Annotated in this window: 15 protein-coding genes, 1 tRNA gene, 1 other RNA gene and 1 other annotated feature; of the genes, 3 read left to right on the forward strand and 14 right to left on the reverse strand. The window is 38.1% G+C overall.

Annotated features, from left to right (window positions below; genetic code table 11):
- Positions 1 to 214: 214 nt before the first annotated feature.
- The 8 genes from ACJ2A9_RS22920 to tadA form a co-directional block, all read right to left on the reverse strand.
- Positions 215 to 478: a pro-sigmaK processing inhibitor BofA family protein gene (locus ACJ2A9_RS22920; RefSeq protein WP_441424021.1), complete on the reverse strand. Its 264-nt coding sequence runs from the start codon at positions 476 to 478 to the stop codon at positions 215 to 217.
- Between the two features lie 88 nt (positions 479 to 566).
- Positions 567 to 788: a YaaL family protein gene (locus ACJ2A9_RS22925; RefSeq protein ID WP_441424022.1), complete on the reverse strand. Its 222-nt coding sequence runs from the start codon at positions 786 to 788 to the stop codon at positions 567 to 569.
- Between the two features lie 22 nt (positions 789 to 810).
- Positions 811 to 1,407: a recombination mediator RecR gene (gene recR, locus ACJ2A9_RS22930; protein ID WP_441424023.1), complete on the reverse strand. Its 597-nt coding sequence runs from the start codon at positions 1,405 to 1,407 to the stop codon at positions 811 to 813.
- Positions 1,408 to 1,445: 38 nt separating this feature from the next.
- Complete coding sequence (locus ACJ2A9_RS22935; protein WP_441424035.1) at positions 1,446 to 1,757, reverse strand: YbaB/EbfC family nucleoid-associated protein; 312 nt, start codon at positions 1,755 to 1,757, stop codon at positions 1,446 to 1,448.
- A gap of 27 nt (positions 1,758 to 1,784) precedes the next feature.
- Complete coding sequence (gene dnaX, locus ACJ2A9_RS22940; protein ID WP_441424024.1) at positions 1,785 to 3,482, reverse strand: DNA polymerase III subunit gamma/tau; 1,698 nt, start codon at positions 3,480 to 3,482, stop codon at positions 1,785 to 1,787.
- 170 nt (positions 3,483 to 3,652) lie between these two features.
- An RNA gene (gene ffs, locus ACJ2A9_RS22945) (signal recognition particle sRNA large type) lies at positions 3,653 to 3,918 on the reverse strand.
- Positions 3,919 to 4,032: 114 nt separating this feature from the next.
- A complete protein-coding gene (locus ACJ2A9_RS22950) occupies positions 4,033 to 4,191 on the reverse strand; it encodes a YycC family protein (protein WP_441424025.1) in 159 nt (52 codons plus the stop codon).
- 35 nt (positions 4,192 to 4,226) lie between these two features.
- A complete protein-coding gene (gene tadA / locus ACJ2A9_RS22955) occupies positions 4,227 to 4,721 on the reverse strand; it encodes a tRNA adenosine(34) deaminase TadA (RefSeq protein ID WP_441424026.1) in 495 nt (164 codons plus the stop codon).
- 209 nt (positions 4,722 to 4,930) lie between these two features.
- On the opposite strand from tadA, the gene ACJ2A9_RS22960 reads away from it, so the two are divergent.
- On the forward strand, positions 4,931 to 6,970 hold the full coding sequence (locus ACJ2A9_RS22960; protein ID WP_441424027.1) for a methyl-accepting chemotaxis protein: 2,040 nt from the start codon (positions 4,931 to 4,933) through the stop codon (positions 6,968 to 6,970).
- Between the two features lie 102 nt (positions 6,971 to 7,072).
- On the opposite strand, the gene ACJ2A9_RS22965 is transcribed toward ACJ2A9_RS22960, so the two are convergent.
- Positions 7,073 to 7,165 (reverse strand) — tRNA-Ser (locus tag ACJ2A9_RS22965).
- A gap of 67 nt (positions 7,166 to 7,232) precedes the next feature.
- Here ACJ2A9_RS22965 and ACJ2A9_RS22970 point away from each other — a divergent pair.
- Positions 7,233 to 8,231 carry an ABC transporter ATP-binding protein gene (locus ACJ2A9_RS22970; protein ID WP_441424028.1) on the forward strand — a complete coding sequence of 333 codons (999 nt, stop codon included), beginning with the start codon at positions 7,233 to 7,235 and terminating at the stop codon, positions 8,229 to 8,231.
- A gap of 200 nt (positions 8,232 to 8,431) precedes the next feature.
- Here ACJ2A9_RS22970 and serS read toward each other — a convergent pair whose 3' ends face one another.
- From serS to guaB, 5 genes are all read right to left on the reverse strand, one after another.
- Positions 8,432 to 9,706, reverse strand: coding sequence for a serine--tRNA ligase (gene serS, locus ACJ2A9_RS22975; RefSeq protein WP_441424029.1), 1,275 nt, complete (start codon positions 9,704 to 9,706; stop codon positions 8,432 to 8,434).
- Positions 9,707 to 9,786: 80 nt separating this feature from the next.
- Positions 9,787 to 10,012: a binding site (T-box leader), on the reverse strand.
- Between the two features lie 32 nt (positions 10,013 to 10,044).
- A complete protein-coding gene (gene pdxT, locus ACJ2A9_RS22980) occupies positions 10,045 to 10,638 on the reverse strand; it encodes a pyridoxal 5'-phosphate synthase glutaminase subunit PdxT (RefSeq protein ID WP_441424030.1) in 594 nt (197 codons plus the stop codon).
- Between the two features lie 145 nt (positions 10,639 to 10,783).
- Positions 10,784 to 11,668, reverse strand: coding sequence for a pyridoxal 5'-phosphate synthase subunit PdxS (gene pdxS, locus ACJ2A9_RS22985; protein WP_441424031.1), 885 nt, complete (start codon positions 11,666 to 11,668; stop codon positions 10,784 to 10,786).
- Between the two features lie 255 nt (positions 11,669 to 11,923).
- A complete protein-coding gene (locus tag ACJ2A9_RS22990; RefSeq protein ID WP_441424032.1) occupies positions 11,924 to 13,273 on the reverse strand; it encodes a serine hydrolase in 1,350 nt (449 codons plus the stop codon).
- Between the two features lie 111 nt (positions 13,274 to 13,384).
- Positions 13,385 to 14,842, reverse strand: a complete 1,458-nt coding sequence (guaB, locus tag ACJ2A9_RS22995; protein ID WP_441424033.1) for an IMP dehydrogenase — start codon at positions 14,840 to 14,842, stop codon at positions 13,385 to 13,387.
- 149 nt (positions 14,843 to 14,991) lie between these two features.
- On the opposite strand from guaB, the gene ACJ2A9_RS23000 reads away from it, so the two are divergent.
- On the forward strand, positions 14,992 to 15,747 hold the full coding sequence (locus tag ACJ2A9_RS23000; protein ID WP_441424034.1) for a YaaC family protein: 756 nt from the start codon (positions 14,992 to 14,994) through the stop codon (positions 15,745 to 15,747).
- Positions 15,748 to 15,802 lie beyond the last annotated feature (55 nt).

Below are 15,802 nucleotides of genomic sequence, written 5' to 3' on the forward strand. Positions count from 1 at the left end.
TGTTCAGTTTTCAAAGAACTAAGATTGTCGTTTTTGATAGCGACTTTATTATCTTACCACTTAAGAAATATCATGTCAACAACTTTTTTTGTTTATTGTTTTATCTCTTAATGCCGTTTACAGCGGCAAGTAATAATATATCACTTTTAAAATCATATTGCAACACTTTTTTAAATAAAAAAAGAAAACAAATAGATACTCTCCATTTGTTTCCTTAAATAATAAATTGCTTTATAGCGATCAAAGCAACAATTCCCGGTATCCCTAAAAAACCCGAAATTGTAGCCGTAATAAAATTGATTGGAATATGAAACCCGATCATTGACCCAAAAGCATTTAAAAAGAATAAAAATAAAGCACCAATCATTAACCGAATAACACCTTGTCCGATAAACCTTAATGCTCTAAATGGAGCACCGACGATGAGCAGAATAAAAATTAAGACTGCTATTAATGAAACCATAATAACCGGATCCACGTTCTTCCCCCCCAATTCTCTTTATTGACAAGCTATCGAATCTTATTATCATTCTATGAACAAAAGAAAAAAAAAGAACAGAAGTCTTTCAAAGACTTCCATTCCTTGTATTTCGAATTCTAGCTTCTTTTAATAGAAACAAATATTTTGCTTCACTTAAGCGCAGTTCATTTAACACCGATTCAGAAGGATCAAAACTACTTTGAACTAACCCCTTTTGCAAAAGAAGTTGTTCTTTTATCGTATCAATTGTTTCAATTAAACGTTCATCCTCTTCTTTCCGGATTCTCCCTTTCTTTCTAAAAAACATCGCCCAGATATCCCCTTTTTAGCTAGATTTCCCTACGACCCTCAATCGCTTTTGACAATGTTACTTCATCAGCATATTCTAAGTCCCCACCAACAGGGAGGCCGTGGGCAATTCTAGTTACTTTTATACCAGTAGGTTTTACAAGCCGGGAGATATACATCGCTGTCGCTTCACCTTCAATATTCGGGTTCGTAGCGATTATGATCTCTTGGATTTCATCATTTTGAAGTCGCTTTAAAAGTTCAGGTATCTTAATATCCTCCGGACCAATACCATCCATCGGCGAAATTGCCCCTTGCAAAACATGATAACCACCATGGTATTCCTTCATTTTTTCCATGGCGATTACATCCTTTGCATCTTGAACAACACAAATAACAGATTGATCACGTTTTTTGTCATTACATATATAGCATGGATCAACATCGGTAATATTGTGACAAGTAGAGCAGTATGTTAAGTTCCTTTTTGCATTGACTAACGCTTTTGCAAAGTCTAGAACATCATCCTCTTTCATATCTAAAACGAAAAAAGCCAGTCGGCTGGCAGTTTTCGGTCCGATTCCTGGCAATCTCATAAAGCCTTCCATTAATTTTGATATCGGTTCTGGATATTGCAACTACTTCTCCTCCTAAGAAAAGCTTTCGTGCTAGAAAATTAAAATAAGCCTGGGATATTCATCCCTTTTGTAAATTTACCCATATCAGCATTAACAAGCTCATCAACTTTTTTCAATGCTTCGTTTGTTGCAGCAAGAACTAAGTCTTGCAGCATTTCAACATCATCAGGGTCAACTACCTCTTCTTTTATAGTAATTTCAAGAATTTGTTTATGACCATTTGCAATTACTGTGACCATGCCGCCGCCAGCAGTTGCTTCAACTGTTTTTTCACCTAATGCTTCTTGCGCCTTGGCCATTTCCTTTTGCATCTTTTGCATTTGCTTCATCATATTTCCCATGTTTTTCATCACTTTTTTCCTCCCTAATCATTGTATTTATTCAATAATTTCAACTAACTCAGAGCCAACTAATTTTACAGCTTCTTCAATTAGCGGGTCTTCTTCATCGTTATGATTACCAGCTTCACCTTCTCGTTGACCACGAATGAATTCTTCTTTCACTTCATTCCACTGGGTTTCAAGAATTGTAAACATTTTCATATGTTTATGAAACGTTTGTTGGATGACATTCTCAATAAAATCACGGAACTTATTGTCGACCATATCGCGGTGCATTTCGTTTTGAAATGCTAAGAGAAACGAATCAGGAGAGCAAGCAACCGGTTTACTGTCACTTAACCAAGCATGTGCAGCAATATTTTGTTTGCGGATGCCTTCCATTACTCTGCCCCAATTGCTCATTAAAGCTTTCAAGTCTTGTTTACTCGCTTCATTTAACATCTCTTTGATTTTACCTGTTTCTATCCTGCCTTGAGATGATTTTTTCAGCGCAGGACGTTTTTGTACAGTTGTTGGGGTTTCATTCGTTGTTGCAGCACTCTTTACCCCTTCTTCTTTTAACTTCCGCAACATCCCTTCTAACTGATCAACTCGCTGCAAAAGGCCATTATAATCAGTTGATGCTGAAGGACCATTTTGGTTACTCTCTATTTCTAATTGACATATTTTTACTATCGCTAATTCTAAAAAGATTTTCGGTTGATTTGACCATTTCATTTCTTGCTGACTATGATTTAACCTTTCTATCGTCTCATAGATCCATTGTTGGGGAATTTTTTCTGCCAGCTCTTGAAAATACTGATCAACCCGAACACGGTCTAGCACCTCTTCAAGCTGAGGTGCCGTTTTGTACAGCAACATATCACGGAAATAATAAATTAAATCTTCTATAAAACGGGCAGGATCCTTTCCTTCCCGAATTAATTGATCTACCGCTTTTAATCCACGGGCAACATCTTTATCATTCAAAGCTGTAGAAACTTCGTGTAAGAACCCTTGTGAAACTGCGCCCGTAATCGCTAACACATCGTCAGCTACTACCTTATGATCAGCAAAAGATATCGCTTGGTCGAGTAGACTGAGAGCGTCACGCATTCCTCCTTCTGAAGCTCTGGCAATCGCATTGTAGGCCTCTTCTTCCACACCAATTTCATAATGCCCGATAATATATTTCATTCGATCAATCATTGCATGACTGGAAATCCGTTTAAAATCAAACCGCTGGCACCTAGAGATAATCGTTAACGGAATTTTGTGAGGTTCTGTTGTAGCCAATATAAAAATAACATGCTTAGGCGGTTCCTCAAGCGTCTTTAATAAAGCATTAAAAGCTCCTGTCGATAGCATATGTACTTCATCAATAATATACACTTTATAACGGACGGCAGTAGGAGCAAACTTCACTTTGTCTCTGATATCACGAATTTCATCTACTCCATTGTTTGAGGCAGCATCAATTTCAATGACATCAACTATTGACCCATCAGCTATTCCCTTACAAGCCTCACATTCATTGCAGGGTTCCTCAATTGGTGCTTTTTCACAGTTGATAGCTTTAGCAACAATTTTGGCAGCACTTGTTTTCCCAGTACCACGCGGACCTGTAAAAAGATAGGCATGGGAGAATTTATCTTGCCCTAACGCATTTTTTAACGTTTTCGTAATATGCTCTTGTCCTACAACATCGTTTAAGTGTCGCGGTCGCCAAACACGATAAAGCGCTTGATAACTCATCCCATACTCCCCCTTGTCAAAGACTCTTCATTTTATTATACCGATTCACTTTATAGAATTCAAAGTATTCTCGCTCTCTAATTTGAGAAATCTATAGTCAGCATTCGTTATGTATCACTAAAAAAACAGCTACCCATATGAATATGGATAGCTGTTTTATAAATTGAATGCCGTGCACCTTCCTTCGATAGTGACACCCCAGGCGTTACCTAAGCAGTTAGCTCGATCCAGGCTACTCTACGGCACACGGAAGGGTCCACTTACTGCTGCTTCCTTCCGGACCTGACAGGGTTCATGGGTTTCCGTTGCGTAGAACCCAAATGTCAACACCACTTACTTAGGTCAGACCCCACGATGCCAAAACCTAGGGAAGGGATTCAGCCCCGCTATAGCGGATTGCGAGTACAGGGCACCGCTACCTCCCCGCTTAGCACGACAAATTGATAAACATGTTTGAGCGTCTTTTGTTTGACGCATTACCTAGTATAGATGTTTTTCAGATAAAATGCAACACCATCTGACAACTTCCTCTTACCAATAATGGGAACTATTACTCTTCTTCCTTTTCCCCTTGCTGGTCTTGCTTTTCTAGTTGTGCAATTTTGGCCATTATAATGTGTGGCGGTGTGTGCATAATATGCTCTATCGGCATTTTTAGCTTTTCAGAAAGTATTTTAGCTGTTTCTATCGAAAACTGATTGGGTTTCATACTGCACCTCCATCTTTTCTTATATTGTAACAAAATTATTTCTTAATTGCTTTCTCATCTTTCTTTTTTTGACGGAGTTCCCGGAAGAATTGGCGCAACATATCACCGCACTCACTTCCAAGTATGCCGGAAACAACTTCAGATTGGTGATTAAACCTTTCCTCCTGCAGTAAATTCATTAACGTCCCTGCACATCCAGCCTTTGGGTCAATAGCCCCAAAGACAACCCTGTCCATCCTCGACTGCACAATAGCCCCCGCACACATCGGGCAAGGCTCTAACGTGACATACAATGTGCAGTCATGCAGTCGCCATGATTCTAGCCGCTGACAAGCTTCTTCAATCGCGATCATTTCGGCATGTGCAGCAGCTTTTCTATTAGTTTCGCGAAGATTATACCCTTTTGCAATCACTTCTCCATCTTTTACAATAAGGGCACCAATTGGAACTTCACCTTTAGCCCCAGCTTTATTCGCCTCTTCTATCGCTTTACTCATAAAATATGTATCAATATAAAACTGTTCATCCATAACGGTCTCCCTTTATTTTTTATTCTTATTATTTTGTTGATGATGATGGCACTTATATACCAATCCTATATAACTTATTTTAAATTCAAATCAAAAAAGAGGGAATATTTTTGCTATTATAACTATTTTAATAAAACTATTACCCTATGATATTTGTGCTAAAATTTTGAATAGCACTAGTAAATATTAATCATAAGAGAGGGACGACAATGTTTAAAAAATTACATCTGAAATTAATCATTATTTTCGGAGCAATCATGATTCTAACACTTTCAGCCGTATCGATTGTGAATTATCAGCAAACAAGTTCAAAAATCAATAACGACGTTAGGGTTCAATCAGAAGGATTGGTTGAAGAAGTAAAAAATATGATTGAATTGTATCTCGATAAGTTTAGTTCAACTGTTTTATTATTTAGCCAAGATCAGACGCTGCTTCACTATGCAAAAAGTCCTGACCAAGAACAAAAAGAAAACAATTGGCAGGATCTTAAATTAGACTTTTCTAATTACATAGACCTCCATCAAAATGTAAATACCATTTACATTGCTGATCCTAGCAAAGAGTTCAAATCAGTCCCTTACTTCGACTTACCTGAAGGATTCGATCCGACAACAAGGGGTTGGTATATCGAGGCCGTTCAAGCTCCAAATACACTCATTTGGTCTGAGCCTTATATTGACGCGCTGACAAATGAATATGTCATTACCGGCTCAAAAGCAGTACTCGATCCAGCTAACAACTCTATTCTAGCAGTTGTTGCTATTGATATCACCTTAGAAAAGGTTGCTAGTATTACGAATGGAGTCGATATCGGGTACAACGGCTATACATTTTTATTTGACGAAACAGGAACAGCGCTCGTACACCCTACGGAACAAGGAAACAATTTAATGGATCTTCCATTTGTTAGTCAGATGTATCAATCTGGACATACTACAGGAGTTATCGATTATGTGTTTGAAGATACGAAACGTGTCCTTGTCTATAACACCGTAGCGGAAACAGGGTGGAAAATTGGTGCAGTATACAGGAACAGCGAATTAGAGGCTGCTGCAAGTGAAACAAGAAATTCTAATTTAATCATATCAGCAATTGCTTTACTTATTGGAATGGGCGTCATTTATTATGTAGCAAAAAGTATTTCTAAACCGATTGTTCGCTTAAATGAAGAAGTAAATAAAGTTGCTAATGGTGATTTAACTGTTCAAGTAACGGCAAAGACGAATGATGAAGTCGGACAGTTAACTACTAATTTTAATGCGATGGTCAAGAATATGAAAGATGTGATTACAACAGTTGATCAATCAGTTCAGCAAGTAACTGATTCAGCTGATAGCTTAAGTGCAATCTCAGAGGAAACAACAGCTTCGAGTGAAGAGGTAGCTAAAGCCATTGCAGAAATTGCTAATAATGCAAGCGAGTCCGCAAGCGCATCAGATTCAACAACACAGAGCGCAATGGATCTCGCAACAAAGCTCGATAATGTAACAAGCCAAACAAAAAAAATGCAAGATCTATCAGATAAAGCACAACAAATTAACAAAGACGGGCTTATTCAAGTCGAGCAATTAAGAATGAAATCAACAGAATCAAACGAAGTAATTGACTCAGTTGAAAAAGTCATTCATGATCTTTCATTAAAAATTAAAGAAATCGAGGCTGTTATCCAAACGATTAATAGTATTTCCGAACAAACAAACCTGCTTGCCCTAAATGCTTCAATTGAAGCCGCTAGAGCTGGAGAGCACGGAAAAGGCTTTGCAGTAGTTGCTGAAGAGGTAAGGAAGTTAGCTGACCAGTCTTCACGGGCAACTGACCAAGTCCGGCGTACGATCCAAGGGATTCAAGCTGAATCAGAACGAGCTGTTCAAGAAATGGGTACAACAAAAGAGATATCCTCTGCCCAAGATCAAGTCGTAGCTGATACAGAGAAAGCCTTCGATTCGATCTCAACGATGATAGATAACATGTCCACATCAATTGAAGAAATCTCTACAGAAATCGGTGGCATTAACGAGTTCAAGAATAACGTTATTGCATCTATACAATCTTTTGCCTCAATGGCTCAAGAATCGGCAGCCACATGCGAAGAGGTCAACGCATCGACTGACGAGCAACTCGCTGCAATCCAATCAATTACCGCTTCATCTGAACAATTAAAGGCTTCGAGCGAACAACTCTCAACGATGATCAAACGATTTACCATTGATGAAGACGAGAAGACAACCCGAAGTAAAGAAGGATAACTTATAAACAAACAAAAAAGCTTCCTATTATATAGGGAGCTTTTTTCAACGTAAATAATAAAAAAACAACACTATAAGCAGTGTTGTTAGTAGCAATATGTATGGCGGAGGAAGAGGGATTCGAACCCCCGCGCGGTTTAACCCGCCTGTCGGTTTTCAAGACCGATCCCTTCAGCCGGACTTGGGTATTCCTCCGTGTATTTGCTGACAAAGATTATATTATCACAAAATAAGATAAAATACAACACCATCAGACAAAAAAGTGAAAGGGTCTCAAATTGAGACCCTTTTCCTTCATTTCAAAGGTAGTTTACTCGGACGTACGGTAAACCACGTTAAAGCGGTCGATGGTGTCTCTTTCACAATTTATGAAGGTGAAACGGTTAGTATTGTAGGTGAGTCAGGCTGTGGGAAGTCAACAACCGGACGTGCAATCTTACGTCTTGATGAACCAACGTCTGGTGAAGTAGAGTTCAATGGCGAGGATTTACTCGCCTTAAATAAAAGTCAAATGCGTAAAAAGCGTAAAGACTTACAAATTATTTTCCAAGATCCTTATGCTTCAATTAACCCACGTCAAACAGTTAGACAAATTCTTGATGAAGCATTAGAAATTCAAAATGTTGTTCCACGTGAAGAGCGTGATGCTTATATTAGAGAGTTAATGCAACGAGTTGGACTGGGTGCTCATCAGATTGATCGTTTCCCTCATGAATTTAGTGGCGGGCAACGTCAACGTATCGGTATCGCCCGTGCACTTTCAGTGAATCCGAAGTTAATTATTTGTGATGAGGCTGTATCTGCTCTGGACGTATCCATTCAGGCTCAGGTTATTAACTTATTAAAGCAGCTGCAAAAAGATTTTAAATTAACGTACTTGTTTATTTCACATGATCTTGGTGTTGTTCGTCATATTTCTGATCGTGTTATTGTTATGTATCTTGGACGTATTGTTGAAATTGCTGATAAAAAATCACTATTTGAAAATACACAACATCCTTATACAAAAGCGCTTCTTTCTGCGATTCCTGTTCCAGATCCTAAGCGCAAAAAAGATCGTATTATCTTAAAAGGTGACGTACCTTCACCTATTGATCCGCCAACAGGCTGCCGCATCCACACACGTTGTCCATTTGCGACTGACAAGTGTAAAGAAGAAGTACCTGAATTACGTGCAACAGAATTCATGAATGAAGGCCATCTCGCAGCATGTCATTACATGGAGGAAATTAAAGCAGGACAACGTACACCAAATTATTAATACATCATCCCTCTAGCGAATGTTAAGCTAGGGGGTTTTTAGTTTAGAGTTTAGAGTTGTTTGAAAGCTATTCTAAGATGTCTTCTTTGATGATCCTCACAAAGGTTTTCACTCTAAACTCTAAATTCTAAACCAAAATGGCTTGTAATTAAAAAAGCAGCCCTCTTCCAAAATAAAAAGCGACTGCCTTATTATTTTATCTATCCAATAACCTCTTTGTTCCCCATATATGGACGTAACACTTCTGGAATGACAACTGTGCCGTCTTCTTGCTGATAGTTCTCTAAGATTGCTGCAACAGTACGGCCAATTGCTAATCCTGAACCGTTTAATGTATGAACAAACTCTGTCTTCCCTTTTGCTTCTCTTCTAAATTTAATGTTTGCACGTCTTGCCTGGAAATCTTCAAAGTTACTGCATGAAGAAATTTCACGATACGTCTCATAACTTGGCAGCCATACTTCAATGTCATATTTCTTTGCTGCAGTAAAGCCTAAATCACCGGTACACATACTCATTACTCGATACGGAAGTTTAAGTAGTTGCAACACTTTCTCTGCATGTCCCGTTAACTTCTCTAAATCCTCATAAGAATCTTCCGGCTTAACAAATCGTACTAATTCAACTTTATTAAATTGGTGCTGTCTAATTAAACCACGTGTATCACGTCCTGCAGATCCTGCTTCAGAACGGAAGCATGCACTGTATGCAGCATATGCAAGCGGCAGTTCATCACCATTAATAATTTCATCACGATGCATGTTTGTTACTGGTACTTCTGCAGTTGGAATTAGGAAATAATCCTCTTCTCTTATTTTAAACGCATCTTCTTCAAATTTAGGCAGTTGTCCTGTCCCAGTCATACTTGTACGGTTAACTAAATAAGGTGGTAGCACTTCTTCATAGCCGTGCTCATCATGGTGAAGGTCCATCATAAAGTTAATCAATGCTCTCTCAAGTCTTGCACCTAACCCCTTATAGAAGGCAAAACGGCTACCTGTTACTTTACCAGCTCGTTCAAAATCAACAATATTTAGGCCAGCAGCAATATCCCAGTGTGCTTTCGGTTCAAAAGTAAATTCAGCCTTCTCACCCCAATGACGAACAGGTACATTCTCATCTTCAGTTAAACCAATCGGCACACTTTCATGTGGAACATTCGGAATCGTAAGCATTAATTGTTCTAATTCTTCTTCAACTTCTCTTAATTTTATATCTAATTCTTTAATTTGATCTGATACTTGACGCATTTCTACGATTAGCTGCTCAGCATCTTGCTTCTCTCTCTTTAACTTAGCAACCTCTTGTGAAACACTGTTTCTTCTGCCTTTTAGCTCTTCTGCCTGAACAATTAGCTCCCGGCGTTTACTATCCAGCTCCTCAAACCGGTCAATGTTACTAATATCCTCGCCACGATTTTCCAATTTTCTTTTTACTTCTGCAAATTCTGCTCGCAATAGCTTAATATCTAGCATGAGCAATCCCTCCTAAATGGCTTTTAATTTTTTATGTATAATTTTATTATATCTCTCCATGAAAAAAACTCCCAGTCCCTATAAGGGACGAGAGTTACCCGCGTTGCCACCCTAAATTGCAATACACTAATGAATTGCCTCTTCAGATCTAATAACGGTAGATAGACCGGAATTACCTACTAACAAAAAATTGCGTTCAATAGTTCACTCAAGGATGGATTCACATCTCGCTTTGGTCGATTCGCACCATCCATCGACTCTCTGGACAAAGCAAAAGATACTACTACTTCCTATCAACGTATTTTCCTATTTTTTATTATTTTACCCATTGAATAAGCTTATATAACTACTTTATTGTTTTTTGCTTGCTTAACCATTTCAATAAAATAGTGGTGGAAACGATGATCATCTGTTAATTCCGGGTGGAATGAGCAGGCAAGAAATTGTCCTTCACGTGCTACAACAATTTCTTCGTTATATTTAGAAAGAATTTCAACGTTTTCGCCAACCTCTTTAATTAAAGGTGCACGAATAAAGACTGCTGTTACATCTTCACCAACACCAGTTACCATTAATTCAGCTTCAAAGCTTTCACGTTGGCGGCCAAAGGCATTTCTTTCAACTGTCATATCAATTACTTCTAAATGTCCTTGCTCTTGACCAACGATTTTTTTCGCCATTAAAATTGCTCCTGCACACGTGCCAAACACCGGTTTACCAGATTTCGCAAAGTCCTTTAATGGTTCAAAGAAATCGTATTTATCAATCAACCGTCGCATTGTTGTACTCTCTCCGCCAGGAATAACAAGCCCATCTAATTCTTCAAGTTGTTCAACACGTTTAACTGTTATGATTTCAGTCTCATCTGTAGTAAGACATTTCACATGTTCTCGAACTGCTCCTTGAAGAGCAAGAACCCCTATTTTTACCATTGTCATTGCTCCTTTTGTCTCTGCAATTGTGTTTTTATTTTTATAAAGAAAGCCGTTTAGAGCTTCTAAGATTGATTTTAATTCCCCTCCCAGAAGTTGTCCAAACGGCTATGTTATAAAATTCAAGGATGCTTAGCTTTAGCTATTACCAACCGCGATCTTGCATACGCTCAGATGGCTGTAAATTAGAGATTTCAATCCCTTTCATTGCCGAACCAAGTCCTTTAGATAACTCAGCAATTAACTTATAGTCTTCGTAGTGTGTTGTTGCTTCAACAATAGCACGAGCAAACTTTTGAGGATTGTCTGATTTGAAAATACCAGACCCTACGAATACTCCGTCTGCACCTAACTGCATCATTAATGCAGCGTCCGCTGGAGTTGCTACACCACCAGCTGCAAAGTTTACAACCGGAAGCTTGCCTGTTTCTTTAATTTGAAGTAAAAGTTCATAAGATGCACCAATGTTTTTTGCTTCTGTCATTAATTCATCCGTTGACATTGAAGCAACTTTTTTAATTTGAGCTTGCATCATACGCATATGACGAACAGCTTCAACGATATTTCCTGTACCAGGCTCACCTTTCGTACGAATCATTGATGCTCCTTCACCGATACGGCGAGCAGCTTCACCTAAGTCACGAGCACCACATACAAATGGAACTGTGAAGTCACGCTTATAAAGGTGGTATACTTCATCAGCCGGAGTTAACACTTCACTTTCATCAATGTAGTCAACGCCCATTGCTTCAAGGATTTTCGCTTCAACGATATGACCAATTCTTGCTTTTGCCATTACAGGAATCGAAACAGCATTCATTACTTCTTCAACAATTGTTGGGTCTGCCATACGAGCTACGCCGCCTGCTGCACGAATATCTGCAGGAACACGCTCAAGTGCCATTACTGCAACTGCTCCAGCTTCCTCTGCAATTTTTGCCTGCTCTGCATTAACAACGTCCATGATAACGCCGCCTTTTTGCATTTCAGCCATTCCTCTTTTTACGCGATCTGTACCAGTTTGAACCATTATGTAATTCCTCCCTAGGTCGTTTCATTAATTATATGGTTTACTAAATTTCCTTTAGTATGTTCCAAATGAATATGATATAATATTCGATCTTTTCCATTTTACCATTAATGTTAAAAAAGTAAAATTAAAATGTCGAACATTATTATATTTGTATGAAAATTCTTGTTATTGGTCGTAAATACTCAATATGTACAGGAAAGATTCGACCGATTACGATCGAACCTCTCTCCCTTATCTAACTAGACCAATCTGTTAAAACCAGCCTTTAACCGTATCAGCAATACTCGTCCAAATGCCCGAGAAAAATCCGCCAACTCCTCGCATTGCTAATGAGAACCAGCCTGCTTTTTGAACATCACTATCCGTTTTTACAACTGCTTGTTCAAGTGTTTCTCCTCCAGCAGTTAAATATTCATAGTCAATTTCACCTGAATAATCAACGGTAAAGACACCCACAGCTTCATCTTTTGCAACCGGAGCTAACAACTCGCCTTCTTCGGTTAGAATTGTTGTATCAAGCTGTAACTTAGGAGTGTACAACTCTTCTTCGCCTTTTTTCAATAGTACAGTTAATGGCTCACTTGTTGAAATTGAAACTTCCTTTTCTTTTCCTTTGCTCACTGGCAATGTTTCTTGCCCCTCTGCTTGGAAGTTAGCAGGGATAATTTCTTCTTTTGAAAAATTATTAAAACCGTACTCTAATAATCTTGCTGTTTCATCAAAACGGTCAGCTCTTGTCTCAGCTCCCATGACAACTGAGATCAATCGCATACCATTTCTTGTTGCTGTTGAAGTAAAGTTATTCTTTGCTTTACTTGTATATCCTGTTTTCAGGCCATCGACACCAGCAAAATCATGCTCTTGTCCTATTCTAGTACCTGGCAGCATCCAATTCCAGTTATCCATCATAATCTCATCTTCTGTACCTTCTTTAAAGACCAAATATGGAATGCTTGCTGTATCTAATACTTCCGGATAATCATGAATAAGGTGATATGCTAATTTCGCTGTTGCTCGAGCTGACATCATATTTTCTTCATCAGCAGCAGTTCCTTCAGGATGTTGTCCAAGTAAATCACTGTTATTCAGTCCTGTGGAATTCACAAACTTATAATCTACCAAATCAAGTTCATCTGCTTTATCGTTCATCATTTTAACAAAGTTTGTCTCAGATCCAGCAATCAGTTCAGCTAGTGCTATTGTTGACGCATTTGCTGAATAAATCGCAACTGATTCATAGAGTTCTTTGACGGTATAGGTTTCATCCTGACGTAAAGGAACGTTAGATAGATCTGTATACAGAGATAAACTTCTTACATAATTACTGATTGGAACAGTTTGGTCCCACGTAATTTTCCCGTCTTCAATCGCTTCAAGAATTAAGTATTCACTCATCATTTTTGTCATACTAGCGATCCAAAGTGTTGTATCAATTTGTTTTTGATAGATTATTTTCCCTGAATCGGCATCAACTAAAATTGCCGCACTAACATTCAAATCAATTTGCGCACCAGCTTTTCCAGGCGCAACACTAAATAGACTCGTTAAAAAAAGTAAGCTAACAAGCCCTAAAATAACAGACTTCTTCATTAGGCTTTTCACCTATCGTACACCTCCACTATCTTTGCATAAACGTAATTTTAACATATTTTATTGCAAAAAAATAGACAGGAATATGTCCTATATTCCCATCTATCTTTTCATCTATTTTTCTTAAAGTGAATAGTTTGGTGCTTCTTTTGTAATTTGTACGTCATGCGGATGGCTTTCTTTCAATCCTGCATTAGTGATACGGATAAATTGTCCGTTATCTCTTAGATCATTAAGAGTTTTTGTACCACAATATCCCATACCTGAGCGGATACCACCGATTAACTGATGTACTGTATCACTTAATGGGCCTTTATAAGGGACACGACCTTCAATTCCTTCTGGAACGAGCTTCTGGTTATTTTCTTGGAAATAACGATCCTTACTACCCTTCTCCATCGCTCCGATTGATCCCATACCACGGTATACCTTAAATTGACGTCCTTGATAGATTTCACGATCTCCAGGACTTTCTGATACTCCCGCTAAAAGACTACCGAGCATAACTGCATGCCCGCCAGCAGCAAGAGCTTTTACAATATCTCCGGAGTATTTAATTCCTCCATCAGCGATAATTGGAACACCATGCTTTCTTGCTTCAGTTGCACAGTCATAGACTGCAGTAATTTGCGGTACACCAATTCCAGCAATAACACGAGTTGTGCAAATAGATCCAGGTCCAATCCCTACTTTAACAATATTTGCCCCTGCTTCGATTAGATCTTTCGTTGCTTCAGCTGTAGCAACATTTCCGGCAATAATATTTAAGTCAGGATATGCATCACGAACTTCTCGCACTTTATCAAGTACACCTTTGGAATGTCCATGTGCAGTATCAATAACAATAACATCAACGCTTGCTTCCACGAGTGCTTTCACACGCTGCATTGCATCTGCAGTTACTCCAACAGCTGCACCGACAATTAATCTGCCATGCTGATCTTTCGCTGAATTCGGAAATTCAATCACTTTTTCAATATCTTTAATTGTAATCAGGCCTTTTAAAATGCCGTCATCATCAACTAAAGGCAACTTTTCAATTTTATGCTTTTGCAGTACTTTTTCAGCTTCTTGAAGTGTTGTTCCAACGGCTGCTGTAACAAGGTTTTCCTTTGTCATTACGTCATCAATTTTAATTGAGTAATCTTCAATAAAACGAAGATCACGGTTTGTTAATATCCCAACTAATTTTTGATTTTCATCGACAATCGGTACACCTGAGATACGATACTTACTCATAAGCTGTTCAGCATCAACTACTTGGCGGTCAGGTGTTAAGTAGAATGGATTTGTAATAACTCCACTTTCTGAGCGTTTTACTCGATCTACTTCCTCTGCCTGTGCTTCAATTGACATGTTCTTATGGATAATACCTAATCCACCTTCTCTAGCAATGGCAATGGCCATCTTTGCCTCTGTAACTGTATCCATTCCGGCACTAATCAGTGGAATGTTTAATTGTAACGTATCCGACAACTTTGTCTTAACCGAAACATCTTTCGGTAACACTTCAGACTTTGCTGGTATAAGTAATACATCATCGAAGGTTAGTCCTTCTCTACCAAATTTCTCTTCCCACACAATACTCCCATCCTTCCATTTATTAAAAACTTTCCTGAAAATATTATTAGTAGCTTATCAATTGAATAATCAACTGTCAAGAAAGGAAAAATAAGTTTGATAATTCGTACTAATTTTTTGACACTTTATTTAGGAGGAATAATTAAGAAATGTTTGATAATAAAACAATTTGGAAAAACATTTCTACATATCAGTCTGCATCAATGACACAAAAATATTTATATAAACTTTATCATAAACAGGGTTTCCCTTCTCCAGAAACAATTAGTTATGATAATTGTTACCGCTTTATTTACTTTTTGGAACATGGACAAAAGTATTACATCCAAGCAAAAGCATCACCTATTGAAATACAGCCTGTTTTGCTCTTTTATGGAATGATTCAATTATTAAAGGCTTGTTTATTAACAGTTGACCCTCATTACCCAGAAAATAGCCAAGTGCTTGCTCATGGGGTTTCAACCCGAAAACGGAAAAAATTACAGTACGAATTTCTTTATGACGAGGTTAAAGTACAGAAGAACGGATTATTGACACATTTTTCTGAAAAAATGTTTCATGTGAAACATTTGGAAGGCGAGAAATATAAAATGATTAATTTATTTAAGTGCATTCCTGAGTTACACGATTTGCTACAATACATAAATGCTGTAAAAAAGTCTGATATAACAACTGAAATGATTATTCCAAAACAACAAATACCAGGTCAGAATATATCAGAAGTTACGGTTCACTATCTCCTTCTCTATAACTTAAGTATGATATGTCGCTATGAAACGGAGTGGCTTGGCGACCTGCTCCATCATTACTCTACAAATGATTTTCCTTTTATAAAAGAGTTTTTAGAAGTCACTTCTGATAAAATTCCTATTCTTCTTTTCCGTTACTTAAACGAAAAGACATAGCCACTGCACACTTTACTCCACAAAAAAACACATCCATTTGGATGTGTTTCTCTTT

The sequence above is a fragment of the Anaerobacillus sp. MEB173 genome, assembly GCF_052119505.1.
Classification (GTDB): Bacteria; Bacillota; Bacilli; order Bacillales; family JBJMAU01; genus JBJMAU01.

What these genes read in the sequence shown, in the direction of transcription:
- ACJ2A9_RS22925 (WP_441424022.1), bottom strand. Translation starts at nt 788, where the DNA reads ATGTTTTTTAGAAAGAAAGGGAGAATCCGGAAAGAAGAGGATGAACGT.
- ACJ2A9_RS22935 (WP_441424035.1), bottom strand. Translation starts at nt 1,757, where the DNA reads ATGAAAAACATGGGAAATATGATGAAGCAAATGCAAAAGATGCAAAAG.
- dnaX (WP_441424024.1), bottom strand. Translation starts at nt 3,482, where the DNA reads ATGAGTTATCAAGCGCTTTATCGTGTTTGGCGACCGCGACACTTAAAC.
- ACJ2A9_RS22950 (WP_441424025.1), bottom strand. Translation starts at nt 4,191, where the DNA reads ATGAAACCCAATCAGTTTTCGATAGAAACAGCTAAAATACTTTCTGAA.
- tadA (WP_441424026.1), bottom strand. Translation starts at nt 4,721, where the DNA reads ATGGATGAACAGTTTTATATTGATACATATTTTATGAGTAAAGCGATA.
- ACJ2A9_RS22960 (WP_441424027.1), top strand. Translation starts at nt 4,931, where the DNA reads ATGTTTAAAAAATTACATCTGAAATTAATCATTATTTTCGGAGCAATC.
- serS (WP_441424029.1), bottom strand. Translation starts at nt 9,706, where the DNA reads ATGCTAGATATTAAGCTATTGCGAGCAGAATTTGCAGAAGTAAAAAGA.
- pdxT (WP_441424030.1), bottom strand. Translation starts at nt 10,638, where the DNA reads ATGGTAAAAATAGGGGTTCTTGCTCTTCAAGGAGCAGTTCGAGAACAT.
- pdxS (WP_441424031.1), bottom strand. Translation starts at nt 11,668, where the DNA reads ATGGTTCAAACTGGTACAGATCGCGTAAAAAGAGGAATGGCTGAAATG.
- ACJ2A9_RS23000 (WP_441424034.1), top strand. Translation starts at nt 14,992, where the DNA reads ATGTTTGATAATAAAACAATTTGGAAAAACATTTCTACATATCAGTCT.